Below are 20770 nucleotides of genomic sequence, written 5' to 3' on the forward strand. Positions count from 1 at the left end.
AGGAACAGGGGGCCTCGGAAGGCGCGGCCTGCCGTGAAGGCCTGGATGGGCGCCGTCAGGCGTAGGCGTCCAGCGACAAGCCCTGGCGGACCTTGACGGGCTTGGGCTCCGTGCCGGCGGCCTGACGGTCGGCCACGGCCTGCTCGATCGCGCCCAGCGCCGGCTTCTCGCTGGTGGCGGCCACGGCGGCGGGCTTCGCGGCCTCGGCGGGCGAGGCGGCGGAGGAAGTGGCGCCGGTGCTCGGGGACTGGGCGGCAGCGGCCTCGGCCATGTCCTTCAGGGTGCTGCGGGCGCTGTTGAAGGCGGCGGACGCGAGCGAGCTGAGCGAGGTCATCTGCATGCCTTCACGTTCGGCCGCGGCCGGGGTTTCTGACCGTGTGGCTAGCGGAGCAACCGGACTGCACCCGGCACACAGGTAATGTCGAGCGCCAGCGGGCCGACCCGCTCCCCGTCGGCGTAGCCGATGATGCCGGGCGAGCGCAGACGTACGCGAGATGCGCGGAATGTCCGGACACGCCGATCATGGACGTGTGTGCCGCGATTGAGGCGTGGTTTGAGGCGGGCCAGGGCCAGGCGGCCGAACGGCACGGCCACCACCACGTCGAGCAGGCCGTCGTACGGGTCGGCGCCCGGCAGGATCCGCATGCCACCGCCGTAGCTCGCGCAGTTGCCGACCGCCACCAGCATGCCGGTGAACCCGTGGTCGGCGCCGTCGATCTCCAGCTCGTAGACGCGCGGCCGCAGCCGGGCCAGCTCCAGCAGAATGGCCAGGTCGTAGCGGCGCGGCCCCCGCGGCCAGCGCATCCGGTTGGCCCGCTCGTTCACCAGGGCGTCGAAACCACCGGCCAGCACCGCCCCGAACCACCGTTCCCGACCGCCCGGCTCATCCTGAACGACCGGCTCGCCCCGATCGTCCTCGCGGGCGGAACCGGCGACGGGCACGAGCGGCGTCATCAGTGCCAGATCCACGGGCACGGTGCGGTTCGCGCCGATGGCGTCCGCGATGGCAGCGGCGGCCTCGAAGACGTCAGCGGGCACGCCGACACCGGCCGCGAAGTCGTTTCCGGTGCCGGCCGGCACCACCCCGAACGGCACCGAAGAGGTGGCCACCGCCTGCAAAGCACGGTGCACAGTTCCGTCCCCACCCACGGCCACCAGAGCGGCCGCCCCGGCCGCGACCGCCTCCCGGCACGCCCTCTCGGCGTCGGGACCGCTGTGCGCTTCCAGGATCCGTACGGCACCGGCCCCGGAAAGGGTCTTCACGACCCTCGGAAGCAGATCGCGGTGCCGGCCCCGCCCCGCCGAGGGGTTGGCCAGCACCGCGATCTCATTGCTCGTCACAGCCGAGGAGCGTAGACCCCTACGAGATGTCGTCGAACCTTCCGTCCAGCGGGCGGGGTTTCGACACGGGGCTCGGCGCCTCGATGGGCGTCGGGGCCTCGATCGGGTCGGACGCGCCGACCGGCACGCGGTCGTCGGCCAGCGGAGAGATCTCGTCGTCGTCGAGATCGGCGTAGATCTCCTTGCCCCGGCCCTTGCGCTTGTCGTTCAGGAAGGCCACGCCGACCGCGATCCAGTACAGCAGGATCATGCACGCGGCCAGCAGCGTCATGCCGAACGGGCCTGGGTCGGGGGTGGCGATCGCCGCGAAGGCGAACGACAGGAAGACCACGATCCGCCACCAGCCGGCCAGCTTGCGCGCGCTGACCACGCCGGTGAAGTTGAGCATGAGCAGGATCAACGGGAACTCGAAGGCCGCCCCGAAGATCAGCAACATGTTGGTCACGAAGCCGATGTACGACGAGACCTCGAGTTTTGTGCTCTCCCCGAGGACGCCGGCCTCCATGATGAAGGCGAGGCTGTGACCGACCACCAGGTACGCCAGGATGGCGCCGGCCACGAACAGCGGCACGGAGATCGCCACGAAGACGTACGCCCACTTGCGCTCGTGGCGGTGCAGACCGGGCGCGATGAACGCCCAGAGCTGGTAGAGCCAGACCGGGGCGCCGACGATGAGGCCGACCCACAGCGCGATCTTGAGGCGCAGGAGCAGCGTGTCGCCGACACCGAGGACGACCCAGTCGCAGTACTGGGTGCCGTCGGCCCGGACCGCCTGCGAACTCGGCAGCCGGCAGTACGGCGCCTCGAGCTGGTGGAAGACCCACTTGGAGAGGATGAACCCGACGATCAGGCCCACCACGAGGCCGAGCGAGGCGATGAAGAGCCGGTTACGAAGCTCCCTGATGTGGTCGATCAGGGTCATCGAGCCGTCGGCCGCCTGCTCGAACTTGCTGGGCCCTTTGTTGCGGCGAAGGGTCAGCTGCATAGCGGGAGGTCAGCGGTCGTTGGTGCGCTGCACCGGGTCGACGAAGGGCTGCGCCGGCGGCTGCTGCGGCTGCTGGTACGCCGCGGAGGGCGGCGGCGGCTGCTGCTGGTACTGCTGCTGCTGCTGGTACGGCTGCTGGACCTCGCCCTGGATGGGCTGGCGGCTGTACTGCGGCTCGGCTTTCTCGGCGACATCGTTGTTGTCGTCGACCAGGCCCTTGGTCTCGGCCTTGATGATCCGCAGCGACCGGCCCAGGGAACGAGCCGCGTCAGGAAGACGCTTCGCGCCGAAGAGCAGCACGAGGACCACCACGAAGACGATGATGTGCCATGGCTTGAGGGCGCCCATGGGTTTACTCCAGTCGGTCGGATCAGTTGTGCGGGGTCCATCGTACGTGTCAATTCTGGGGAGTTGACCCCGTGGACCCACTGGTTTTGGCACTATCTCCCGAAGTCTTGGACAACGGGGAAGGAACGCGGACGCTACCGGCGCGTCAAGAATCTGTAAAGACTACTTGCGGATCTGGGGCAGGGACTCGACCCGCTGTTGCAGCGCTTCCGCCTGCTTCTGCAACTCGAGCACCTCGGCCTGGCGGCGCTGCAACTTCACGACCGCGCGGCGCAGCCCGCCGAGCGGCCCGAGCAGCCGCCCGCCGGCGACGCCGAGAATGACCAGCGCGACCACCACCACGGCGATCCAGATCCACATCAGCACCGGGCCACCCTACCGGCCGGGCGTGCTGTACTGATCCAGCGCGGCCGTGGCCTGGTCGTGAATACGGGTGAGCAGCTCCGGCGGCCCGAGCACGGTCACGTCCGGCCCGAGGCCGAGCAGCAGCCGCTGGGCCCAGCCGAGGTCGGTGACCCGCATGGTCACGACCCACTCGTCGCCGCTGCGCGTCACCTCCTCCACCGGGTAGTACTCGGTGATCCACCGGCTCCCCCGGCCCACCCGCAGCGTCACCAGCTGCAACTCGGGGCCCGGCCGGAAGACGCCCTCGCTCACGTCGTGCGGCACGGCCTCCTCCGGAGGCAGGGACGGTTCGTCGAGTTCCTCGTACGCGTCCACGCGGTCCACGCGGAACAAACGCGTGCCCTCGGCCCGGCGGCACCAGGCCTCGAGGTAGGCCCGCCCGTCGACCATCACCATCCGCATCGGGTCGACCACCCGCTCGGTGGTCTCGTCGCGGGCCGCCGTGTAGTACGTCATCCGCAGCGCGTGCCCGCGCTCGACGACCGCCCGGAACTCGTCGAGCCGCTTCTCGTTGCCCGGCAGCCGCACCTCGACCGGCGCGTCGGCCTGGTCGCCGGCCGCCGTCTCGATCTTGGCCAGGGCGCGCTCGATGACGTCGCGGTTGCCGGTGCCGGGCGTCTCGGCCAGCATCCGCAGCGCCACCACCAGGGCCAGCGCCTCGTCCTGGGTCAGGCGCAGCGGCCGGTCGATGCCGGCGTCGTGGCTGATCGTCACGGTCGTGTCGTCGAGCGCCATGTCGATCAGGTCGCCGGGACCGTAGCCGGGCAGCCCGCACACCCAGAGCAGCTCCAGGTCCTCGCGCAACGTCTTCTCGGTGACCCCGAAGTCGGCCGCGGCCTCCGAGACGAGGATCCCCGGACGGGCCAGGAGGTACGGCACCAGGTTGAGCAGCCGGCCGAGACGGTCGCCGGTGGGGCGGGGGCCGGTCATGAGCGGGCCACCACTTCCTTGAGACGCTGGATGACGGCGTCGCGCACTTCCGGCGGGCCCTCGACCCGGACGTCCGGCCCGTAGCCCACGATCTTCGACGCCAGATATTCGGCGTCGCCGTAGGACAGGGTCAGCCGGTCGCCGTCGGGACCGGGAACCGTGTCGGTGGCCCAGCGGCGCAGCATGGCGCCACGCCCCGGTTTGACGATGACGGTGGCCCGGCCGTTGTGGGCCACCGGGCCCGACCACTTGGCGACGTGGCTGATCAGGTCGGGGTTCTCGGGCGGGGTGAACGCGTCGGTGCGGCCGACCGCCTTGACGGCGCCGACGATGCGCGAGAGCCGGAAACAGCGGGTGGCGTCGCGGTCGCGGTCGTGCCCCACCACGTACCACCGCCCGCGCCAGCAGACCACGCCCCACGGTTCGAGGCGGCGGGTCGCCGGGTCGTCGACCTCGGGCACCCGATAGGAGAACGTGACCGCGCGGCGGTCGCGGGCGGCGGCCGCGAGGGGCCCGAACGCCGGGTCGACCGTGACGACCGGCTCGACGCCCAGGGTGGCCTGCGGATCGACCTCGACCCCGGCCGCGCGCAGCTTGGCCAGCCCGGACGACGCGGCGGCGGCGAGACCCGCGTGCTGCCAGAGCCGTGCGGCGATGCCGACCGCGGCCGCCTCGTCCGGCTCCAGCAGGATGTCCGGCAGGGCGTACTCCCGATGGGCGATGCGATAGCCCGGTTCCTGGTCGAAGACGCTGGCCGTGCCGGTCTCGAGCGGGACGCCGAGCTCGCGCAGCTCGGCCTTGTCGCGCTCGAACTTGCGCTGGAACGCCTCGTGGTCGCGCGGGTCCTCCGGGTCGTGCTCGTAACCGGGCACGGTCAGGGCGATCTGCGCGGCGGTGAGGAACCGTCGCGTGGACAGGAGGCAGATCACCAGATTTACCAGGCGCTCGGTGCGGGTGCGCGACACGATTGGCAACGCTAGCAGCATGGACGCCGGGGTGACGTACGCGCTACGCCCCGGCGGTTTCCGGTGGCCGTCGCCAGGAAAGGATGGGCCGGGTGAGTCCCGCACAGACCCCAGACGAGCAGTTCCCGGTCGGCCTGGCCGCCGCCGAACCGCTCAATCCGATCGATTCGCCCCAACAGTCCGAAGAACCGGAGAATGAGAGCGTCGGCACCGTCGTGGTCGCCGGCGCCGCCAACCTGGGCATCGCCGCCGCCAAGCTGGTCGCCGGCCTCATCTCCGGCTCGGCCGCCATGATCTCGGAGGCCGCCCACTCGCTGGCCGACACGATCACCGAGGTCTTCCTGTTCGTGGCGCTGCGCCGCGGCGCCCAGCCGGCCGACGAGGAACACCCGTTCGGGTACGGCAAGGAGGGCTACGTCTGGGCGTTCATCGCCGCGATCTTCACGTTCGTGGGCGGCGCCGGCTTCTCGATCTACCACGGCGTGATGACGATCATCGACGGCGAGCACAGCGGGAACTACCTGTGGTCGTACATCGTGCTGGCCGTTTCCTTCGTGGCCGAGGGCATCTCGTTCCTGCGGGCGCGCCGGCAGGTGGCCGGCGAGTCGATGCGCTGGGGCATCACCCCCTGGCGGTTCCTGCGGCTCACCCCCGACACCACGGTCAAGGCGGTCTACTTCGAGGACTCGGCCGCCCTGATCGGCCTGATCCTGGCCGGCGCCGGCCTGGCCCTGTCCCAGCTCACCGGCGACGAGATGTGGGACGGCGCCGCCTCGGTCGCCATCGGCGTGCTGCTGTTCCTGGTCGCCACCATCCTGGCCAAGAGCAACGCGTCGCTGCTGGTCGGCCGGGCCGTGCCGCGCCAGGTGCACAACCTGATCGCGCAGGACCTCAACGCGATCCCGATCGTGGTGGCCGTGCCGACCCTGCTGACCATGCAGCTCGGACCGGGCGACATCCTGGTCGCGGCCAAGGTCGACTTCGTCGACGAGTGCACCGGGGCCGACATCGAGGCCGCCTCGGACGACGCCGAACGCCGCCTGCGGGCCCGCTTCCCGGGCATCCGCTACGTCTTCCTCGACCCGACCCGCGGCATGGCCGGACGCAACCACATCGACGGTGGCGTCGACGGATAGGGTCTGACGCCATGGTGCGGTGGCGGTCGGGGACGGTTCAGGCGGTACGGCGACAGTGGCGAGGCGCCGCCGAACTGGACGTTCTGACCCCCGACGGACCGGTGCGGGCGCTCGCCTACCCCGCGCTGGTCGGCTCGCCCGTCGCCGGCGATCGCGTGCTGCTCAACGTCGGCGCCCTGGTCATGGGCCTGGGCACCGGCGGTTACGCCCTGGTGGTGGCCCTGCCCGACCGGCTCCCGCCGGACCCGGCGTCGGACGCGACGACCCGCGACTCCGGTCACCTGGTCAAGGCCCGCTACACGCCGCTGCAGGTCATCGGGCTCGGCGTCGACGAGGAGGCCTCCCCGCACCGGGCGGTCATGGCGGCGGCGACCTCCCTCGACGGCATGCCGGTGGTCACGGCCGACCTCCACTCGGCGCTGCCGGCCGTCCTGGCCGGGGTGCACGCCTCGCGGCCGGGCGCCAAGGTCGCCTACGTGATGACCGACGGCGGGGCTTTGCCGGCTTGGTTCTCCCGTACGCTCGACGGCCTGGCCGGCCATCTGGCCGGCACCGTCACCACGGGTCAGGCCTTCGGCGGCGACCTCGAGGCCAGCACGGTGCACACGGGCCTGCTGGCGGCCCGGCACGTGCTCGGCGCCGACGTCACGATCGTCGCGCAGGGCCCCGGCAACCTGGGTACCGGCACCGCGTGGGGCTTCTCCGGGGTGGCGCTGGGCGAGGCCGTGAACGCGATCGGCACCCTGGGCGGCCGGCCCGTCGGCTCGCTGCGGATCTCCACCGGCGACGCCCGCTCCCGGCACCGCGGCGTCTCCCATCACAGCCTCACGGCGTACGGCAAAGTCGCCCTTCTCCCGGCCGACCTGCCGGTCCCCGCCGGTCTGGACCCGTCGACGCTGGCCGCGCTGGAACCGCTGGCGGCAAGGCACCGCATCGTCAGCGTCCCGGTCGACGGCCTGGACGAGGCCCTGCGCGCCTCCCCGGTCACGCTGTCGACGATGGGCCGCAAGCTCGACGAGGACCACACGTACTTCCTGGCCGCCGCGGCGGCCGGCCGCCACGCCGCCTCGCTGCTACGGTGACGCGCCCCGACGAGCTGACCGATCTCCTCTGGTCCTTCTCCCCGGACGGCACCCGTCTGCCCGCTGACATCTCCAGCCTGCGCGGCCGCCCGGCCCGCCTGGCCCGGCGGCTGCTCGCCTCCCCCGGCCTCGACGACGAGTTGCTGCGGGTGCACTTCGAGCTCCAGCGGCTGGGCGAGGAGCTGCAACTTCCGCGCCGCGTCGCGGAGACCCTTCAGGCCTGGGTACGCCACACCGGGCGGCCCATGCGCGTGGTGGACATCGGCTGCGGTCTCGGCTACGTGATCCGCTGGCTGGCCGCGCACCGGGTCCTCGGCCCGTCGGTCTCCCTGGTCGGCGTCGACTTCAACCCCCTGCTCATCGCCCGGGCCTCGGCCCTGGCCGCCGCCGAGGGCCTGGACTGCCGGTTCATCGCCGGCGACGCCCTGCGACCAGGTCTGGCCGTCGAGGACGGCGCGGACACGATCGTCATCTCCAGCGGCCTCGTCCACCATCTGTCACCGGCCGACCTCCCGTCGTTCTTCGCCGCCCAGCAGGCGCTGGGCGTCCACGGGTTCGCGCACTGGGACATCGATCCCAGCGTCTGGTCGACGCTCGGGGCGTGGGTCTTCCACCGCGGGCGGATGCGCTCACCCGTCTCCCGCCACGACGGCGTCCTGTCCGCTCGCCGCGCCCATACCGGCGCCGTCCTGGCCGGCGCGGCTCGCGCCGGCGCACCCGCCTACGACGTGAGCTGTGTGGACGCCCCACGCTGGCGGCCGCGCGTCGTGGACGTGCTGCGCCCGGTGACCGGGCTGAGGGCGCCGGCATGACCGCGGCTGCCGTTGCCGCCGGGCTGGCGCTGATCGCCGGGCTCGACGGGGCCTTCGCCGGCTTCCGGTCGTCCTGCGGGCGCAGCGGGCTGGTCCGCCACCGGGCGCAGAACGTGACCGCCCACCTGCGGGGCCTGGCGCTCGCGGTGGCCCTGCTGACCCCGGTCGCCGTCGTCGCCCTGCTCGGCTACAGCGCGCGGCCCGGCCCCTATCTGGCCGCGGGCCGCGCGATGCTCGCCGTCTACGTCCCCTTCGCGGTGGTGGTCCTGCTGGCCCTGGTCGCCTATCTGCTCCTGGGCTGGCGGCGGCGTTTCGTGGCCACCGCCCTCGTGCTCGGGCCGTGCACCGCGGCCCGCCCGCTGATCGCGCTGCTCGGCGCGGCGCTCGCCGCCCAGGCCGCCGGCGACCTGAGGGTGGGCCTGCTGGCCTTCGCCGGGGTCGCCGGGGCGCTGGCCGTCGAACCGCTGGCCGACCGTCGCTGGTACGCCGCGCTCACCCCAGTTTCCGCACCAGAGTGACACCGTCGCGGACCGGGAGCAGGACCGACTCGACGCGCTCGTCGGCCACGATGCGGTTGTTGAGCTCGGCCACCACGACGTCGGACTCGTGGGTGGGGCGCAGCACCCGGCCGTCGCGCAGGGTGTTGTCCAGGACCAGGAGACCGCCCGGGCGCAGCCGCGGGATCAGCTCGTCGTAGTACCGCGGATAGCCGGTCTTGTCGGCGTCGACGAAGGCGAAGTCGACCTCCGGCTCGGACGGCAGCGCGCGCAGCGTGTCGGCCGCGGGCCCGAGGCGCAGCTCGATCCGGTCGTCCACGGCGGCGCGCTGCCAGAAGCGCCGGGCCACCGACGTGTACTCCGCCGAGACGTCGCAGCACAGCAGCCGGCCGTCCTTGGGCAGGCCGCGCGCGATGCAGATGCCCGAGTAGCCGGTGAAGACGCCCACCTCGACCGCGTGCCGGGCGCCGGTCAGCCGCACCAGCATGGTGAGAAGCTCGCCCTCGTCGTGCGAGATCTGCATGCCGGCCGCGTCCGGGAACAGCCGCCGGGTCTCGGCGGCCAGGTCCCGCAGCACGTCGTCCTGGGGTGTGCAGTGGGCCAGAAGGTAGTCGCTGATCGCGTCGCCGATGATTTCCGCCATGCCGTCCACCGTTGACCTTTCCCGCGCCACCCGCAAGGCCGGGAGCCGATCGGCGGGCCGGCGCGTCCGACTCACCATGAGACGCGCCCTCGTTCCACTGATCATGATGGCGGCCGGCCTGGCCGGGTGTTCCGAGCCGGACGCGACGCCGCCGGACGTGCTGAAGCTGGCGTCGCCGGGAACGGTCACCGACTGCGGCACGTTCACTCTCGACCAGGGCGAGACGCTGCCCCAGGACGCGGGACTCTGTCTGCTCACGGCGTCGCGCGAGGGGCGGATCGCGCGGCTCTCGGTGACCGCGCCGACGGTCGAGGGCGATCCGATAGTCACCGTCTACGCGACGAGGCCCGACGGCGGCGTGGAGGTGGTCGAGGACACCCGCGCGGACGCGTACGGCGCGCAGGAGATCACGCGAGAGGTCTGCACCGGCCCCAGCGCCGGCGACCACGGCTTCCACTTCACGAACTGCGGCCCCTAGCGGCTCAGACGGCGCGGAAGGCTCCGGGGGTGGTGCCGGTGACTTCGCGGAAGGCCCGGCGCAGCTGGGTCTCGCCGGCGAAGCCGCAGGCGGGGGCTATGTCGGCCACCGGGCGGTGGGGGTGCAGGCGCAGCAGGCGGCGCGCCTCGGCGACGCGGAGGTGACGTAGCTCGTCGGCCCAGGACAGCGGCTCGCCGGTGAAGAGGCGGAACAGGGCTCGCCGGGACAGGTGGCAGGCATGGGCGACGGCGTCGGCGTTCAGGTGCTGGTCGCGGAAGGAACGGCGCAGGTGGTCGAGGACCCGCTCCCGGGCCAGGTCGCCGTCCGGCTGGGGGCCCGGGCCGCCGGCGGCCAGGGTCAGCGCCTCGCCGAGCAGGGCTATCGCGTGCGGGACGAAACCGGTGGGGACGTCCGGTGGCAGGGCGCGGAAGAACGCGGCGACCGCGCCGGCCGGGCCGGTGCCGTCGAGGGGGACGGCGGTGGCGCGGCGCAGCGAGCGGTCGGCTACCAGCTGGCGCGGCACCTGGACCACCACCTGCTCGAACGGATCGGTGAAGGTGAAACCGAAGGGCCGGGTGCTGTCGCAGAAGACCAGGTCGCCCGGCGCCAGGCGGGCGGTGCGGCCGTCCTGCTGGACCTCGCTGTGCCCGGTCACCTGGATCGTGGCCAGGGCGTACGGCTCGGCCGAGTCGTCGGTGCGCCGCACCCGGTGCGGTGACGCGGCGACCGTGGTGATGCGCAGGTCGCCGTCGCCGGACGGCCGCAGCCGGGCGTGGAAGGGCGCGGCGCCCAGCGGTGCGGCGGTCAGCGGTACGAAGGTGCGGTTGATCGCGGCGCGGTACGACCCGAACTCCATGCCCACGATCATGGATCAGCCGAGGGCCTCCTTGGTTGCGGCGACAACCTCTGCCGGCGAGGGCAGCGCGGGGCCCATGGGGCCGCTGATCGGGTCGACGACGCGGTAGCCGTCCTGGCGAAGACGCTGGATGTTGCGGGCCACGGCCGGTTTGGCCAGCATCGGGGGGCTCATCATCGGGAAGAACACGACCGGCACGGTCGCGGCCAGGATCACACCGCCGAGCAGGTTCGGCGCGGCGCCGGAGGCGGCCACCGACAGCATGTTGGCCGTGGCGGGCAGGATCAGGACGGCGTCGTGCGACGCGGCCAGCGCGGCCTGGTTGTCGGCCGGCCACCTGGCGGGGTCGTCACCGGTCACGACCCGGTCGGCGTGCAGCGCGACCACCGGCGCCGGCAGGAAGAGCCGCGCCGAGTGGGTCATCACGACGGTGATCGTGGCGCCGAGGTCGGCGCGCAGGGCGTTCAGATATGCCGGAAGCCCGGTCACGGAGATCGAGCCCGAGGCCCCCACGAGAAGCTTTGTCATGACCCAACGGTCACCCCGGTGGGGGTCTCCCCCGCACACCGTGAGTGCCAGGCGGCGATCAACCAGTGCCGATCCTGACCTCATGAAGTGATGATCAGACAGAGCCAGCCGGCCAGGATCAGCCCGAGGACGACCGCCATCGCCCAGGTCGGAAGGCGATGGCCGCCGGCTCGGTTGCGCTGGATCTCGGCGCGGATCCGCTCGCGCTTGCGGTCGACGCGGGAGGACGGCTGGTCGGGAGGTGACATGACCCGACCAGCCTAAACCCCGTCACATGCTGGCGATGAGGCGCTCCACGCGCTCGTCGTAGGCCCGGAAGGGGTCCTTGCACAGGACCGTCCGCTGGGCCTGGTCGTTGAGCTTGAGGTGCACCCAGTCGACGGTGAAGTCGCGGCGCTTCTCCTGGGCGTGGCGGATGAACTCGCCGCGCAGGCGGGCCCGGGTGGTCTGCGGCGGCGTCTCCTTGGCCTCGAAGATCTCCAGGTCGTTGGAGATGCGGTCGACCTGCTTGCGCTTCTCCATCAGCGCGTAGAGGCCGCGGCCCCGGCGCACGTCGTGGTAGGCCAGGTCGAGCTGGGCGATGCGCGGATGCGACATCGGGATCTCGTGCTTGGCCTGGTACCGCTCGATCAGCTTGTATTTCGAGACCCAGTCGATCTCGCGGGAGACCGGGTCGAGGTCGCCCGACTCGATCGCGTTGAGCACCCGGCCCCACAGCTCGACGACGCGCTTGGCGGTCTGGTCGCCGCCGCGGCGCTCGACGAACTCGGTCGCCTTGGCCAGGTATTCCTGCTGGATCTCGAGCGCGCTGACCTCCTTGTTGTTGGCCAGGCGGATCTTGCGGCGGCCGGTGACGTCGTGGCTGACCTCGCGGATGGCCCGGATCGGGTTCTCCAGCGACAGGTCGCGCATGACCACGCCGGCCTCGATCATGCGGAGCACGATGTCGGCGCTGCCCACCTTGAGCAGGGTGGTGACCTCGTTCATGTTCGAGTCGCCGACGATCACGTGCAGGCGCCGGTAGCGCTCGGCGTCGGCGTGCGGCTCGTCACGGGTGTTGATGATCGGCCGGGACCGGGTGGTGGCGCTGGAGACGCCCTCCCAGATGTGCTCGGCGCGCTGCGACAGGCAGAACACGGCCCCGCGCGGCGTCTGGAGCACCTTGCCGGCGCCGCAGATCAGCTGGCGGGTCACGAGGAACGGGATCAGGACGTCGGCGAGCCGGCCGAACTCGCCGTGCCGCGACACGAGGTAGTTCTCGTGGCAGCCGTACGAGTTGCCGGCGGAGTCGGTGTTGTTCTTGAACAGGTAGATCTCGCCCGCGATCCCCTCGTCGTGCAGCCGTTTCTCGGCGTCGACGAGAAGACCCTCGAGGATCCGCTCGCCGGCCCGGTCGTGGGCGACCAGATCGGTGACGGAGTCGCACTCGGGCGTCGCGTACTCGGGGTGGGAACCGACATCCAGGTAGAGGCGGGCGCCGTTACGGAGAAAGACGTTGCTGCTGCGTCCCCAGGACACCACTCGGCGGAACAGGTAGCGAGCCACTTCGTCCGGAGACAGCCGCCGCTGCCCCCGGTAGGTGCACGTGACTCCGTACTCGGTCTCGAGGCCGAAAATTCGCCGTTCCATGACGAAACATTAGCCTCATCGGCCACCCGATGGCAGCCATCAAACCCCTAGCAGGCCAACGAGAACCCGCGACACCGTGTCCTCGAGGCGCGGCTCCGGCGCCGGCCGGCCACCGGTCAGCGCCGCCGTCAGGTGGGGGTGCCGTCCTTCGGCGACGACGTGGGCGAGATAGGCGCCCTGTCTCCGGCGCGCGTCCGCGCCGGCCTCGTTCAGGACGAAGGCGGCGGTGAGGGTGGTCAGCACGGCGTACGCCTCGAGCTTGCGGCCCACCGTGGCCGGATGGCCGGCCAGGACCGCCAGCACGTGTTCGAGGAGGTCGGCGCCGTGCGGGCCGAGCGCCGAGCGGGTGAGCACCAGTTCGGGCAGCCAGCCGTGCCGCCGCATCAGTTCGCGGGCCTGCCGGCTCACCTCGAGCAGGCCCGGCAGCCAGGGCCCGCCCGGCTCGGGCAGCTCGTATCCGGCCGCCACCTCGTCGGTCATCAGGTCGAGCAGGTCGTCCCGGCTGTCGACGTAGCGGTAGAGCGACGCCGCCCCGGTGCCCAGCTCGGCCGCGACCCGGCGCATCGTGACGGCGGCCAGGCCCTCCCGGTCGGCCAGGGCGATCGCGGCCGCGGTCACCTCGGCCCGCGAACGCTCGGCGGGCCGCCCGACGCCCGTACGCCTCGGCCGGAGCCACACCGGCACTCCACTTTCGGTCACGCCCCAGCTTAGCTACCATCGTTCGCGAACACCGTTCCCGAATGAGAAGAGGCGGCGATGACCTCGTCCACCGCGCACAACGGCGACGTGCACCTGGCCGTCGACGACCTCGGCGGCGCCGGCGGCGACCCGCTGCTGCTGATCATGGGGCTGGGGGTCTCCCGCTACTACTGGCCCGACGGGTTCGTCGCCGGGCTGATCGAGGCCGGCTTCCACGTGGCGTCGTTCGACGGCCGCGACTCCGGCGGCTCCACCCACTTCGACGGCGCCCCGGCCACCGACCCGCTGTCCGGGCTGCTGCGCCGCCGGCCGCTCGCCTACACGGCCGAGGACATGGCCGACGACACCGTCGCCGTGCTCGACGCGCTCGGCTGGCCGCGGGCCCATCTGTTCGGCGTCTCGCAGGGCGGCCTGGTCGCCCAGCGGACCGCGCTGCGCCACCCGGAACGGGTCCTCACCATGACCACCTACGCCGCCGTGCCCAGCGACGCCCGGGGCCTCGGGGTGCTGCGCTACGTGCGCCCGCCGTTCCTGGCCCGGCTGGCCCGCATGCGCCATCCCGCCGGGCGCGCGGGTGACGTGGCGGCCGGGATGGACCTGTTGCGGGCGGTCGCGTCGCCGGTCTACCCGTTCGACGAGGAGGACGCCCGGCGGCGCGTGGAGCGCGAACTGGACGCCGGGCTGCCCAGCGGCGTGCGGGACAGCCGTGCCCAGGCCCGGCAGACCAGCGCCTCCTGGCACGGCCCGCGCCTGCGTGAGCTGCGCGTGCCCACCCTCGTGATGCACGGCGAGCGCGATCCGCTGGGCCGCCCCTCGGCCGGCCGGCGCATCGCCGCGTCGGTGCCGGGCGCGCGCTACGTCGAGCTTCCGGGCGTCGGACACGACCTGCCGCGGGAGGTGTGGCCGGCGGTGATCCGCGAGATCCGCGCGCTCGCCATAGACTCGCGGGCAGGATGAAGGTTCTGGTCACCGGTGGCGCCGGGTTCGTCGGCTCGCACTTCGTGCGGGCCGTCCTCGCCGATCGGCTGCCGGGGATGCAGGGTGCTTCGGTCACGGTGCTGGACAAGCTTCTGTACGCCGGGGCGGCGTTCGCCAACCTCAACGAGGTCGCTCACGCGAAGCGGCTGGAGTTCCATCCGGGGGACGAGGCGCTCCTCGGGCCGGCCCTGCGCGGATGCGACACGGTCGTGAACTGCGCCTACTCCCCCGGCCCGGAGCACGTCCTGGCCACGGCGGTGCTGCTGGAGGCCGCCCACCGGCAGGGCGTTGACCGATTTGTGCACATGTCGGCGGACTCGGTGTTCGGATCGGTCCCCGAGGACGCGGCGGGCGAGGACACGCCGCTGTCCCCCACCACCCCGGCCGCGGCCTTCATCGCCGGCGCGGACCTGCTCGCGGCGGCCTTTCACCGCACGCACGGGCTGCCGGTCGTGACCGTTCGAGCCGCGACCACGTACGGAAGCCACCAGCGACCCTCGGAGACCCTCCCCGGGGCCGTCACGGCCCTTCTGGACGGGCGCACGGTGGCCGTCCAGCCGGAGCGGGTCCGGGACTGGCTGCACGTCGGCGACCTCTGCCGCGCGATGGCGCTGGCGGCCACGTCGGGCACGGCCGGGGCGACCTACCACGTGGGCGGGTCCACCGAGCTCAGCGAACGCGCCCTGATCGACATGCTGCTGGCCGCGATGGGCGCCCCGGCGAACCGGGTGACCGTCGCGCCGCCCGGGCCCGATCGGCGGTACGCCCTCGACGACGACAAGATCCGCACCGAGCTGGGCTGGCAGCCGCTGGTGGAGTTCACGACGGGCCTGGACGCGACGATCCGCTGGTACCGCGACCACGAGGACTGGTGGCGCCCTCAGGTGGACTGACCCTGTGAGCCGCCGCCCGGCGATGTTGGGGCGCGGCACCTCAGCCGCGCCCCAGCGTCGTCAGGATCCGTCGCCGTTGACGCCGTCGGCCGGCTCGGCCGGGTCCTTCGGCTCGTCCGCCTTCGCCTTGCCGGCCTTGTCCTTCGCGTCCTCCTCGGAGGCCGCCGAGACGGTCGGCTTGTCGGTGGCCGGGCTCGGCGGGGCGGCGTCGACGTCGCCCAGCTCCTTCTCCGGCACGTCCTGGCCGCCCTCGAGCAGCGTGGACAAGGCCGCGCCGGCGATGCGGCGGAACGCCCGGCCCTTGCGGCGCCGGTCGAGGACCGCCACCTCGAGCTGCTTCGTGGTGAGCTGACGGGTGGCGCCGTTCTCGCCGCCCACGCTGCCCAGCGCCTCGGCCGCCAGGGCCAGCGCCGCCGGCAGGTCGGCCGCCGTGTCGTGCCGCTCGCGCAGCACGTTCGAGATGGCCTCGGCCTGCCCGCCCATGGCCATGAAGCCGGGCTCGTCCATCACCGAACCGTCGTACGTGATCCGGTAGAGCTCGTCGGTCTCGGGCGAGGACCCGACCTGCGCCACGCAGATCTCCACCTCGTACGGCTTCTGGGTCTCGGTGAAGATCGCGCCCAGCGTCTGCGTGTACGCGTTCGCGAGCCCGCGCCCGGTCACGTCGCGCCGGTCGTAGCTGTAGCCGTTGAGGTCGGCCATCCGCACGCCGGCCCGGCGCAGGTTCTCGAACTCGTTGTACCGGCCCACCGCGGCGAAGCCGATCTTGTCGTAGATCTCGCTGATCTTGCGGAGAGTGGTGATGTTCTCGGCGACCAGCAGGATGCCGCCCTCGTACGTCAGCACCACGGCGGAGCGGCCGCGGGCGATGCCCTTGCGGGCGTACTCCGAGCGGTCACGCTGGACCTGCTCGGGTGATGCGTAGAACTGCATGGCCACGGGTGGCTACTCCCTCATGAAGTCGACTGCGGGCTCTTGTCGGCGGGCGTCTAGCCGCCCGGGTTCTCCATGCGGCCGGAGACCACCTGCTCGGCCACCGTGGTGATCTCCTGCTCGGACAGACGGTGCGTACCGTTCGCCGTCGCGCTCATCACCACCGGGAAGATCTTGCGGGTCAGGTCGGGCCCGCCCGTCGCCGTGTCGTCGTCGGCCGCGTCGTACAGCGCCTCGACGGCCAGCCGGACAGCGTCGTCGGTGCTGATGCCGGGCCGGTACTTCTTCTTGAGCGCCGACTTGGCGAACAGCGACCCGGAGCCGATCGAGTCGTAGCCGGTCTCCTCGTAGAGCCCGCCGGCCACGTCGAAGCTGAAGATGCGCCCCACCCGGGCCGGGTCGGACGGCGTCAGGTCGAAGCCCGCGAACAGCGGCACCACCGCGAGGCCCTGCATGGCCGCGCCCAGGTTGCCGCGCACCATACCGGCCAGCCGGTTCGCCTTGCCGTCGAGCGAGAGCATGGTGCCCTCGATCTTCTCGTAGTGCTCCAGCTCGACCTGGAACAGCCGCATCAGCTCGATGCCGATGCCGGCCGTGCCGGCGATGCCGATCAGCGAGTACGAGTCGGCGGGGTGCACCTTCTCGATGTCGCGGCTGGCGATGAGGTTGCCCATGGTCGCCCGCCGGTCGCCGCCCATGACCACGCCCTCGGCGGTGGCGATGGCCACGATCGTCGTTCCGTGCGGCGCGAGGTCAGCGGCCATTCCCGGCGGCAGGGGCCGGCGCCCCGGCAACATCTCGGGCGCCGCCTGGGTCAGGAACTGCGTGAAGGACGACGTCCCCGAGTTTTGAAAGAACGCTGGTAGACGCCCGGATGGATCAAAGTCCATTGCCACGTGGTTCCTTTCAGATACGTGATCGCCTCGGCGAGGAACACAGGGTTGTCCCGGAACTGCCCGAGCCCGCCGTTGCAGTTGAAGCACAATATCCCGCGCACCCACCCAGTGCGATGATCGTGATCGACGTGTTGAGGGTCAGGCGTGCCACAGATCGCACACACCCCACCCTGCTCCGCCAGCATCTCCTTGGCATCGGCGTCGGTGATGCCGTACCGATGGCGCAGGTGGTACTCGCGGTTGCCGCCGTAGAGCCTTTCCTTCGTCTCGCGGCCTCGGGCGTTGTGACAAAGGCGGCAATACGTGTGATAGCCGTTCTTGCTTGCTTTGGTGCGGGCGAATTCAGCCAGCGGCTTGATCGTCTCGCAGTCCGGGCACCACTTCGAACCCTCGGGCACCGGCTCCGCCGACCGCCGCTGTTCTTTGATCCCGCGCTTACGACGGCTGGCCTCCGACCGCTCAGCAGCGCACTGCTTGCAGTAGAAGGCCAGTCCGTCCCGCTGCCGAACGTTGCGGTGAAACTCGCTCACCGGCAACGTTCGGCCGCATTGAGGGCAGTGCTTACCATCCGATCCCCGTAAATCGGACATTTTGGGTCACTGTCCCCCTTTTTGCACATATCCCCTCACGAATTCTTCCGCGTTCTCTTCGAGAACGGAGTCGATTTCGTCGAGGAGGTCGTCTACGTCTTCGGTGATTTCGGCGTGTCGCTCGGCTACCTCCGGGTTGGCCTCAGTGGTGACGTCCTCAACCTCTGAGTCCTGCCGGCCCTTGCCGGACTGCGACTGACCGCCGGTGTCTCGAGTTGCCATGGGGTACCACCTTTCTAGCCACCCGAAGCCCGCGACATCGGGTGGCTAAAACCTACCTCGCCGTTACGACAAAAAACCGTCCGCGGCCGCTGGTGTTTCTCAGCGGCTGGTGATGACTTCCAGGAGGTCCTTCGCGCTCTCGCACTTGTCGAACAGCGCGCCCACGTGCTTCTTGGTGCCGCGCTCGGGCTCCATCATCGGCACCCGCACCAGCGACTCGCGCCCGACGTCGAAGATGACCGAGTCCCAGCTGGCCGCGACCACTTCGGACGCGTACTGGGCCAGGCAGCGCCCGCGGAAGTAGGCCCGGGTGTCCTCCGGCGGCTCGGACATGGCCAGCTGCACGTCGGCCGGGTCGAGCAGCGTCTTCATCGAGCCGCGGGCGACCAGCCGGTGGTAGAGGCCCTTCTCGGGGCGCACGTCGGAGTACTGGAGGTCGACGAGCTGGAGTTTCGGCGACGACCAGTTGAGCTCCTCGCGCTCACGGTAGCCCTCGAGCAGCCGCAGCTTGGCGACCCAGTCGAGGGTGTCGGCGCACTCGAACGGGTCGCGGCCGAGCTTGTCGAGCACGTCCTCCCAGCGGTCGAGCACGTCGAGGGTCTGCTCGTCGGCGTCGTCGCCCTCGCGCTCCTCGACGAACGCGCGGGCCCGCTCGTAGTACGCCCACTGCAGGTCGAGCGCCGTGAGGCGGCGGCCGTCGCGCAGCCGGATCATGTGCTTGAGCGACGGGTCGTGGCTGACCGACTTGAGCTCGCTGACCGGGTCGGCGATGCCGAGGTCGCCGCTGAAGACCTTCTCCTCGATCATGTTGAGGACCAGCGACGTGGTGCCGACCTTGAGGTAGGTGGCGATCTCGGACAGGTTGGCGTCGCCGATGATGACGTGCAGGCGCCGGTATTTGTCGGCGTCGGCGTGCGGCTCGTCGCGGGTGTTGATGATCGGCCGCTTCAGGGTGGTCTCGAGTCCGACCTCGACCTCGAAGAAGTCGGCCCGCGAGGAGATCTGGAAGCCGGAGCCGGAGCCGTCCTGGCCGATGCCGACGCGGCCGACGCCGGTGAAGATCTGCCGGGTGACGAAGAACGGCGTCAGGTGGGCGACGATGTCGGCGAACGGCGTCTGCCGGCGCATGAGGTAGTTCTCGTGCGAGCCGTACGAGGCGCCCTTGTTGTCGGTGTTGTTCTTGTAGAGCTGGATGCGGTGGGTGCCGGGGATGGTGGCGGCCCGCCGGGACGCCTCGGCCATGACGCGCTCGCCGGCCTTGTCCCACTTGACGACGTCGAGCGGGGTGGTGCACTCGGGGGTGCTGTACTCGGGGTGCGCGTGGTCGACGTAGAGCCGGGCGCCGTTGGTCAGTATCACGTTGGCCAGGCCGAGGTCTTCGTCGGCGAGGGCGTCCGCGGGGTCGTAGGCGGCTCCGGAGTAGGTGAATCCGCGTGCGTCGCGCAACGGCGACTCTTCCTCGTAGTCCCACCGGGCCCGGCCGCCGCGGTTCAACTCGGGTCGTGCGCCGTAGGCATTTACCACCTGCGATGAGGTGACCATGGGGTTGGCACCGGGCTGCCCCGGGACGGAGATGCCGTACTCGACCTCGGTGCCCATAATCCGTCGAACGCTCATGCGACCACCCCGCCCGCCGTGCTGCCCCTGCTGCTCATGTACCGAGCCTAGACGCTCTGGCGCTGGTTCTCGCCCCGGCCCGTGCCCGCCAGCGCACGCTGGGTGGCCGTTATCGGCCTCTCCGAGCCGCCGGAAGTGATCTTGCGGGCCAGGGCCTGGGCCGGATGTTCCACCATTCGGTACGAGAGCCACGCCAGTCCTATCGCTCCGGTGAGGTACGTAACGCCTGCGAGCAGCCGTACGGGCCATGGTTGCGTCCCGAGGTCCGGGACGATCCGGAGCGTGAGGAAGAGCAGGACGACGTGCAGCAGATACAGCGAGTAGCTGATCTGTCCGAGCCATGGCAAAACGAGAGGCATGGTCCGGTTTCGCATGGCGTATGCGAAAAGGAACGTGATGACAAGAGCGCCCGTCGTGGCGTACGTCCTTTGAGAACCCAGCAGAGCCAGAGTGACCATCGTCAGGGCCGTGAGGCCCGCGAAGCGGCCGATCTGGCCGTGCTGCCACCGATAGACGACCGTGCCGGCGAACATGACGGCCAGGAACGTCAGAGCCTGCTGCGAGGACGTGACGGTGCTGTTGGCGGTCGGATGCCCGTTCAGCGCCGGCACAAACACGACGGCCAGGCCGAGAACGCCGGCGACTTTGAGCAGACGCTGCTTCAGACAGGCGAGGACAACCAGCGAAAAGACAATGAGGAGTACGGCCGCGAGCACGCGACGCTGCGCGAACGTGCCCCCGAGCAGGTCGTCCGGCAGATACGGACCACCCACCAGCGCGACCGCCGCCAGCCCGCCCGCCCACCAGGCGCTCAGCCGGTGCAGACGCCAGGCGTACAGACCCGTGACGATCAGGTAGAACACCATCTCGTACGACAGGGTCCAGAAGACCCGGACCACGCCGCGCAGGCCGGCCAGATCGGGGGTCATCGTCGCGTGGGCGAGCACGCCGGTGACCGTCTCGGTGCGCAGCGAGCCCTGCCAGCGCATGAGACCGGCCGTGACCAGCAGCGCGACCAGCGCGATGGTGGCCAGGTAGGCCGGATAGATCCGCAGCAGGCGACCGGCCCAGAACCGGCGCAGGGAGCCGTGCCGCTCCAGTGACATCGGGATGACGTACCCACTGACCAGAAAGAACAGCAGCACCGCGTACTTGCCCAGGTCGATCTGCCGGTAGATCGCCATGTGGCGCTCGGCGCCGATCAGCTGTGGGCTGAGGTGGAACAGGACGACCGTCAGCGCGGCGTAGCCCCTGACCGCGTCCAGCCACGCCATGCGTCTCATGATGGGGAGAACGACAACGCGGGC

The 20770-nt window shown here is 71.2% G+C and carries 26 protein-coding genes; 7 read left to right on the plus strand and 19 right to left on the minus strand.

The window, feature by feature from the left end; genetic code table 11:
• Positions 1-55: 55 nt before the first annotated feature.
• The 7 genes from ACQP2X_RS29165 to ACQP2X_RS29195 all read right to left on the minus strand — a co-directional run bounded on the left by ACQP2X_RS29165 (position 56) and on the right by ACQP2X_RS29195 (position 4974).
• Positions 56-340 carry a hypothetical protein gene (locus ACQP2X_RS29165; protein ID WP_498687272.1) on the minus strand — a complete coding sequence of 95 codons (285 nt, stop codon included), beginning with the start codon at positions 338-340 and terminating at the stop codon, positions 56-58.
• A 41-nt stretch (positions 341-381) separates the two neighbouring features.
• A complete protein-coding gene (locus tag ACQP2X_RS29170) occupies positions 382-1341 on the minus strand; it encodes a diacylglycerol kinase family protein (RefSeq protein WP_498687273.1) in 960 nt (319 codons plus the stop codon).
• Positions 1342-1360: 19 nt separating this feature from the next.
• Entirely contained in the window at positions 1361-2326 is a 966-nt protein-coding gene (gene tatC, locus ACQP2X_RS29175; RefSeq protein ID WP_498687274.1) for a twin-arginine translocase subunit TatC, read from the minus strand.
• 9 nt (positions 2327-2335) lie between these two features.
• Positions 2336-2674, minus strand: a complete 339-nt coding sequence (gene tatA / locus ACQP2X_RS29180) for a Sec-independent protein translocase subunit TatA (protein ID WP_498687276.1) — start codon at positions 2672-2674, stop codon at positions 2336-2338.
• A gap of 162 nt (positions 2675-2836) precedes the next feature.
• Positions 2837-3034: a hypothetical protein gene (locus tag ACQP2X_RS29185; protein ID WP_498701072.1), complete on the minus strand. Its 198-nt coding sequence runs from the start codon at positions 3032-3034 to the stop codon at positions 2837-2839.
• Positions 3035-3049: 15 nt separating this feature from the next.
• Positions 3050-4009, minus strand: coding sequence for a helix-turn-helix transcriptional regulator (locus tag ACQP2X_RS29190; RefSeq protein WP_097321100.1), 960 nt, complete (start codon positions 4007-4009; stop codon positions 3050-3052).
• A complete protein-coding gene (locus ACQP2X_RS29195; protein ID WP_498687277.1) occupies positions 4006-4974 on the minus strand; it encodes a helix-turn-helix transcriptional regulator in 969 nt (322 codons plus the stop codon). Before ACQP2X_RS29195 ends, ACQP2X_RS29190 begins: the two co-directional genes overlap by 4 nt.
• Before the next feature lie 161 nt (positions 4975-5135).
• Between ACQP2X_RS29195 and ACQP2X_RS29200 the strand changes: the two genes are divergently transcribed.
• From ACQP2X_RS29200 to ACQP2X_RS29215, 4 genes are read left to right on the plus strand one after another with little or no spacing between them, the layout of a single operon-like run.
• Complete coding sequence (locus tag ACQP2X_RS29200) at positions 5136-6110, plus strand: cation diffusion facilitator family transporter (protein WP_498701073.1); 975 nt, start codon at positions 5136-5138, stop codon at positions 6108-6110.
• Between the two features lie 11 nt (positions 6111-6121).
• Positions 6122-7192 carry a DUF3866 family protein gene (locus ACQP2X_RS29205; RefSeq protein ID WP_498687278.1) on the plus strand — a complete coding sequence of 357 codons (1071 nt, stop codon included), beginning with the start codon at positions 6122-6124 and terminating at the stop codon, positions 7190-7192.
• Entirely contained in the window at positions 7189-8004 is an 816-nt protein-coding gene (locus ACQP2X_RS29210; RefSeq protein WP_498687280.1) for a methyltransferase domain-containing protein, read from the plus strand. Before ACQP2X_RS29205 ends, ACQP2X_RS29210 begins: the two co-directional genes overlap by 4 nt.
• Positions 8001-8522: a hypothetical protein gene (locus ACQP2X_RS29215; protein ID WP_498687282.1), complete on the plus strand. Its 522-nt coding sequence runs from the start codon at positions 8001-8003 to the stop codon at positions 8520-8522. The genes ACQP2X_RS29210 and ACQP2X_RS29215 overlap by 4 nt, the downstream gene beginning before the upstream one ends.
• Here ACQP2X_RS29215 and ACQP2X_RS29220 read toward each other — a convergent pair.
• On the minus strand, positions 8497-9144 hold the full coding sequence (locus ACQP2X_RS29220; RefSeq protein ID WP_498687284.1) for an O-methyltransferase: 648 nt from the start codon (positions 9142-9144) through the stop codon (positions 8497-8499). The two genes, ACQP2X_RS29215 and ACQP2X_RS29220, sit on opposite strands and share 26 nt — an antisense overlap.
• A 76-nt stretch (positions 9145-9220) precedes the next feature.
• Here ACQP2X_RS29220 and ACQP2X_RS29225 point away from each other — a divergent pair, with 76 nt between their 5' ends.
• Positions 9221-9622, plus strand: coding sequence for a DUF4362 domain-containing protein (locus ACQP2X_RS29225; RefSeq protein ID WP_498687285.1), 402 nt, complete (start codon positions 9221-9223; stop codon positions 9620-9622).
• A gap of 4 nt (positions 9623-9626) precedes the next feature.
• Here ACQP2X_RS29225 and ACQP2X_RS29230 read toward each other — a convergent pair whose 3' ends face one another.
• From ACQP2X_RS29230 to ACQP2X_RS29250, 5 genes are all read right to left on the minus strand, one after another.
• Entirely contained in the window at positions 9627-10478 is an 852-nt protein-coding gene (locus ACQP2X_RS29230) for an AraC family transcriptional regulator (RefSeq protein ID WP_498687288.1), read from the minus strand.
• Between the two features lie 15 nt (positions 10479-10493).
• On the minus strand, positions 10494-11006 hold the full coding sequence (locus ACQP2X_RS29235; RefSeq protein WP_498687289.1) for a flavoprotein: 513 nt from the start codon (positions 11004-11006) through the stop codon (positions 10494-10496).
• An 80-nt stretch (positions 11007-11086) separates the two neighbouring features.
• A complete protein-coding gene (locus ACQP2X_RS29240; protein ID WP_498687290.1) occupies positions 11087-11254 on the minus strand; it encodes a hypothetical protein in 168 nt (55 codons plus the stop codon).
• 22 nt (positions 11255-11276) lie between these two features.
• Positions 11277-12635, minus strand: a complete 1359-nt coding sequence (gene pafA / locus ACQP2X_RS29245) for a Pup--protein ligase (RefSeq protein ID WP_203379869.1) — start codon at positions 12633-12635, stop codon at positions 11277-11279.
• A gap of 39 nt (positions 12636-12674) precedes the next feature.
• Positions 12675-13334, minus strand: a complete 660-nt coding sequence (locus ACQP2X_RS29250) for a TetR/AcrR family transcriptional regulator (RefSeq protein WP_498687292.1) — start codon at positions 13332-13334, stop codon at positions 12675-12677.
• 57 nt (positions 13335-13391) lie between these two features.
• Between ACQP2X_RS29250 and ACQP2X_RS29255 the strand changes: the two genes are divergently transcribed.
• Positions 13392-14291, plus strand: a complete 900-nt coding sequence (locus ACQP2X_RS29255; RefSeq protein ID WP_498687293.1) for an alpha/beta fold hydrolase — start codon at positions 13392-13394, stop codon at positions 14289-14291.
• Complete coding sequence (locus ACQP2X_RS29260) at positions 14288-15205, plus strand: dTDP-glucose 4,6-dehydratase (RefSeq protein ID WP_498687295.1); 918 nt, start codon at positions 14288-14290, stop codon at positions 15203-15205. Before ACQP2X_RS29255 ends, ACQP2X_RS29260 begins: the two co-directional genes overlap by 4 nt.
• Positions 15206-15265: 60 nt before the next feature.
• Here ACQP2X_RS29260 and prcA read toward each other — a convergent pair whose 3' ends face one another.
• From prcA to ACQP2X_RS29290, 6 genes are all read right to left on the minus strand, one after another.
• Entirely contained in the window at positions 15266-16144 is an 879-nt protein-coding gene (gene prcA / locus ACQP2X_RS29265) for a proteasome subunit alpha (protein WP_498687297.1), read from the minus strand.
• Between the two features lie 50 nt (positions 16145-16194).
• Positions 16195-17034 carry a proteasome subunit beta gene (gene prcB, locus ACQP2X_RS29270; protein WP_498687298.1) on the minus strand — a complete coding sequence of 280 codons (840 nt, stop codon included), beginning with the start codon at positions 17032-17034 and terminating at the stop codon, positions 16195-16197.
• Positions 16953-17564 (minus strand): endonuclease VII domain-containing protein, encoded by a 612-nt coding sequence (locus ACQP2X_RS29275; protein ID WP_498687299.1) that lies wholly within the window; start codon positions 17562-17564, stop codon positions 16953-16955. Before ACQP2X_RS29275 ends, prcB begins: the two co-directional genes overlap by 82 nt.
• 66 nt (positions 17565-17630) lie before the next feature.
• Positions 17631-17846 carry a ubiquitin-like protein Pup gene (locus tag ACQP2X_RS29280; protein WP_364668998.1) on the minus strand — a complete coding sequence of 72 codons (216 nt, stop codon included), beginning with the start codon at positions 17844-17846 and terminating at the stop codon, positions 17631-17633.
• Between the two features lie 99 nt (positions 17847-17945).
• On the minus strand, positions 17946-19463 hold the full coding sequence (gene dop / locus ACQP2X_RS29285) for a depupylase/deamidase Dop (RefSeq protein ID WP_498687301.1): 1518 nt from the start codon (positions 19461-19463) through the stop codon (positions 17946-17948).
• A gap of 47 nt (positions 19464-19510) precedes the next feature.
• On the minus strand, positions 19511-20737 hold the full coding sequence (locus ACQP2X_RS29290) for an acyltransferase family protein (protein ID WP_498687302.1): 1227 nt from the start codon (positions 20735-20737) through the stop codon (positions 19511-19513).
• Between the last annotated feature and the right edge of the window lie 33 nt (positions 20738-20770).

The sequence above is a fragment of the Actinoplanes sp. CA-131856 genome (genome assembly GCF_050956135.1).
Lineage (GTDB): Bacteria > Actinomycetota > Actinomycetes > Mycobacteriales > Micromonosporaceae > Actinoplanes.

Excerpts from the sequence above, each read along its gene's own strand:
- ACQP2X_RS29165 (WP_498687272.1), bottom strand. The coding sequence starts at position 340 with ATGCAGATGACCTCGCTCAGCTCGCTCGCGTCCGCCGCCTTCAACAGC.
- tatC (WP_498687274.1), bottom strand. The coding sequence starts at position 2,326 with ATGCAGCTGACCCTTCGCCGCAACAAAGGGCCCAGCAAGTTCGAGCAG.
- tatA (WP_498687276.1), bottom strand. The coding sequence starts at position 2,674 with ATGGGCGCCCTCAAGCCATGGCACATCATCGTCTTCGTGGTGGTCCTC.
- ACQP2X_RS29185 (WP_498701072.1), bottom strand. The coding sequence starts at position 3,034 with ATGTGGATCTGGATCGCCGTGGTGGTGGTCGCGCTGGTCATTCTCGGC.
- ACQP2X_RS29190 (WP_097321100.1), bottom strand. The coding sequence starts at position 4,009 with ATGACCGGCCCCCGCCCCACCGGCGACCGTCTCGGCCGGCTGCTCAAC.
- ACQP2X_RS29205 (WP_498687278.1), top strand. The coding sequence starts at position 6,122 with ATGGTGCGGTGGCGGTCGGGGACGGTTCAGGCGGTACGGCGACAGTGG.
- ACQP2X_RS29215 (WP_498687282.1), top strand. The coding sequence starts at position 8,001 with ATGACCGCGGCTGCCGTTGCCGCCGGGCTGGCGCTGATCGCCGGGCTC.
- ACQP2X_RS29220 (WP_498687284.1), bottom strand. The coding sequence starts at position 9,144 with ATGGCGGAAATCATCGGCGACGCGATCAGCGACTACCTTCTGGCCCAC.
- ACQP2X_RS29225 (WP_498687285.1), top strand. The coding sequence starts at position 9,221 with ATGAGACGCGCCCTCGTTCCACTGATCATGATGGCGGCCGGCCTGGCC.
- ACQP2X_RS29230 (WP_498687288.1), bottom strand. The coding sequence starts at position 10,478 with ATGGAGTTCGGGTCGTACCGCGCCGCGATCAACCGCACCTTCGTACCG.
- ACQP2X_RS29235 (WP_498687289.1), bottom strand. The coding sequence starts at position 11,006 with ATGACAAAGCTTCTCGTGGGGGCCTCGGGCTCGATCTCCGTGACCGGG.
- ACQP2X_RS29240 (WP_498687290.1), bottom strand. The coding sequence starts at position 11,254 with ATGTCACCTCCCGACCAGCCGTCCTCCCGCGTCGACCGCAAGCGCGAG.
- pafA (WP_203379869.1), bottom strand. The coding sequence starts at position 12,635 with ATGGAACGGCGAATTTTCGGCCTCGAGACCGAGTACGGAGTCACGTGC.
- ACQP2X_RS29255 (WP_498687293.1), top strand. The coding sequence starts at position 13,392 with ATGACCTCGTCCACCGCGCACAACGGCGACGTGCACCTGGCCGTCGAC.
- ACQP2X_RS29260 (WP_498687295.1), top strand. The coding sequence starts at position 14,288 with ATGAAGGTTCTGGTCACCGGTGGCGCCGGGTTCGTCGGCTCGCACTTC.
- ACQP2X_RS29280 (WP_364668998.1), bottom strand. The coding sequence starts at position 17,846 with ATGGCAACTCGAGACACCGGCGGTCAGTCGCAGTCCGGCAAGGGCCGG.
- dop (WP_498687301.1), bottom strand. The coding sequence starts at position 19,463 with ATGAGCGTTCGACGGATTATGGGCACCGAGGTCGAGTACGGCATCTCC.
- ACQP2X_RS29290 (WP_498687302.1), bottom strand. The coding sequence starts at position 20,737 with ATGGCGTGGCTGGACGCGGTCAGGGGCTACGCCGCGCTGACGGTCGTC.